Raw genomic sequence first — 2,833 nt, 5'->3', positions numbered from 1 at the left:
GGCTGCCCGGTGCAGGCCCAGCCGCGCGGGGTTTCGCGCACCTCGCCGCCGCACAGGGGGCACAGCCCGTCGGGCGTGCGGGCGTACCGTTCGGACGCCGCATCCAGCAAACGGTCCAGGTTGCGCCCGCCCACCCGCTTGATGCGGTGCACGCCGTTCCACACGCTTTCGCGTATCCCGTGCATGAACTGCGGGTAGGTGGCGGTGCCCGCCTCCATGTCCTTGAGGGCCTTTTCCCACGTGCCGGTCAACTCGGGCGAGGCCACGTCGGGCAGCAGCGCCTCGATGACCTCGGCCACCTGCATGCCCCGGTCGCTGGCGATGAGCCGCTTGCCGTGCCTGCCCACATAGCCGCGCTGGAGCAGCGTTTCGATGACCTGGGCGCGGGTGGCCGGGGTGCCGAGGCCTCGTTCCTTCATGGCCTGGCGCAGTTCCTCGTCCTCCACCAGCTTTCCGGCGGTTTCCATGGCCGCCAGCAGCGAGGCATCGGTATAGTGGGCGGGGGCCTTGGTCTGGCGCGTCACCCGGCGGATGTCGTCCGTATGCAGTTTGGCGCCCTTGCGCAGGGGGGGCAGGGGGGTGTCCTCCGCCGCGCGCCACGGTTCCACGGCCAGCCAGCCCTTTTCCTTGAACACTTTGCCCCGCGCGATGAAGGCGTGCTCGCCCACCTTCACCGTGACGGTGGAGGTGGCGAATTTTGCCTCGGCGCAGAAGGCGGCGATGAACCGTCGGCAGATCATTTCGTAGATATGCCGTTCCGGCTGCGAAAGGCGGGCCGGGTCGCCCTTGCGGGCGGTGGGGATGATGGCGTGGTGGTCGGTGACCTTGCGGTCGTCCACGCAGGGAAACTTGATCTTGCCGGACTTGATGCGCGCGACGGCCAGCATGGTCTCGTCCGGGTACAGGTGGTGGATGGCCCGGAAGTGGTTCAGGATTTCCGCGAACAATTCCTTGGTCAGGTGGCGGGAATCGGTACGCGGGTAAGTGATCAGCTTGTGCGTTTCGTACAGGGCCTGGGCGTGGGCCAGAGTGTCCTTTGCGGACAGGCCGAAACGGGTGTTGGCTTCCCGCTGCAGGGTGGTCAGGTCGAAGGGCAGGGGCGGTTGCTGGGTGCCTGCCTTGCTGGCCACCGATTCCACCACGCCCTCGCGCCCGGTGCAGGCGGCGGCGATGGCCGTGGCCTCGTCCTCGCTGTCCACGCGGGTTTCGCGCAGTTCCGGCGGGCGGTGCCATACGGCGGGGAAGGAGTCCGTCGCGTCGGAAGCGGGAGGCGTTGCGTCGGACGCGGGGAACGTGTCCGGTGAAGCATCGGGCGAAGCATCGGCTGTCGCGCCCGGTGACGTGCCCTGTGACGCGTCGGAGGCCGCCACGCCGCCCTGCGCGGCCCGCCCCTTGCCGACGGGGGTGAACATACCTTCCACGGTCCAGAAATCCTGCGGCACGAACTGTTCGATTTCGCGGCGTCGGGCGGTGAGCAGGCACAGCACCGGGGTCTGCACGCGCCCCACGGAAACAAGGCCGCCGGTCTTCACCGTGAACAGGCGCGAATAGTTCATGCCCACCAGCCAGTCGGCCTCGGCCCGGGCAAAGGAGGCCAGCCCCAGGTTGCGCTTTTCCGCATCGGGCAGCAGGCGGGCAAGACTCTTGCGCAGGCCTTCCTCGGTCATGTCGCTGGCCCACAGGCGGCGCACGGGTTTCGCGCATTCGGCCATCAGGTAGATGCGCCGGAAGATCAGCTCGCCCTCGCGTCCGGCGTCGGTGGCGTTGATGACGCCGGTGACGCGCTCGTCGGTCAGCAGGCGGCGCAGCACGGCGAACTGGTCAGCCGTTTCCGGCAGCACCCGCAGCCGGAAGCGCGGCGGCAGCATGGGCAACTGGTCCAGGGTCCAGCGGCCAGCCCAGGCAGGGTCCTGTTCTTCCGGCTCGGCAATGCCCACAAGATGCCCCACGGCCCAGCTGACCAGATGGTCCGGCCCTTCCAGAAAGCCCGCGCGGCGCTGCGTGGCGCCCACAAGGGGGGCCAGTTCGCGCGCCACGGAGGGCTTTTCCGCTATGATCAGGGTCTTGGACATGTGGTTCGGGTGATTGCGGGCAGCAGGGTGAAAGGTTGGGGAGTGGATGCGTCATGGAGGGGCGGTCCGCCCGATGGCCGCCAGACGCCCACCAGACGCCCGCCCGATGGCTGCCTGACGCCAGACCGGCAGCTTGACCCGCCGCGGGCGGGCGGCTACAGCCGGAAGCCATGACCGACCAGCGTACCAGTATCCCATCCGGGGCCGCGCCGGGAGCAGAATCCGCAACGGGCGAATCCGCACCCCCTGCGGGGCGGCCCGCCCCCGCCCGCTATGCGGTGCCTTTTCTTTCCGGCCAATCGGCTTGGTCGGACGCGGCTGGGCCGGAGGCCCTGGCGCAGGGGGCGGAAATGGTGCGCATTACCGGTTTTGCCGGGGCCGTGTACCGGCGGGAAGACTCCATCAAGCGCAGCCGGTTCATCATCAGCGTGGCCCACGCGCCGGACACGGCCACGGCGCGCGCCTTCACAGAGGCGGTGCGCGCCGAATTCGCCGACGCCACCCACAACTGCTGGGCCTTTGCCGCCGGGCCGCCGGGCGACACGGCCCGCATCGGGTGCAGCGACGACGGCGAACCCCACGGCACCGCCGGTCGTCCCATGCTGCAGCAACTGCTGCACGGCGGCGTGGGCGAGGTGGCGGCGGTGGTGACACGATATTTCGGCGGGGTCAAGCTGGGCACCGGCGGACTGGTGCGGGCCTATGCGGCCATGGCCCGGCTGGGGCTGGACGGCCTGCCCCTGCGCCAGCGCATCGTGCCC

At 69.7% G+C, this 2,833-nt stretch carries 2 protein-coding genes; one reads left to right on the top strand and one right to left on the bottom strand.

Annotated features, from left to right (window positions below; all coding sequences use genetic code 11):
- On the bottom strand, window positions 1–2,072 hold a 2,072-nt coding region (locus FVW20_RS11735; RefSeq protein WP_196609757.1), incomplete at its 3' end, for a DNA topoisomerase 3.
- Between the two features lie 350 nt (window positions 2,073–2,422).
- Here FVW20_RS11735 and FVW20_RS11730 point away from each other — a divergent pair.
- A partial coding sequence (locus FVW20_RS11730; protein WP_231039067.1) for an IMPACT family protein occupies window positions 2,423–2,833 on the top strand: 411 nt, incomplete at its 3' end.

The organism is Nitratidesulfovibrio oxamicus (assembly GCF_015731765.1).
Taxonomy (GTDB): Bacteria; Desulfobacterota; Desulfovibrionia; order Desulfovibrionales; family Desulfovibrionaceae; genus Cupidesulfovibrio; species Cupidesulfovibrio oxamicus.
This window is presented reverse-complemented; position numbering and strand designations above follow the sequence as displayed.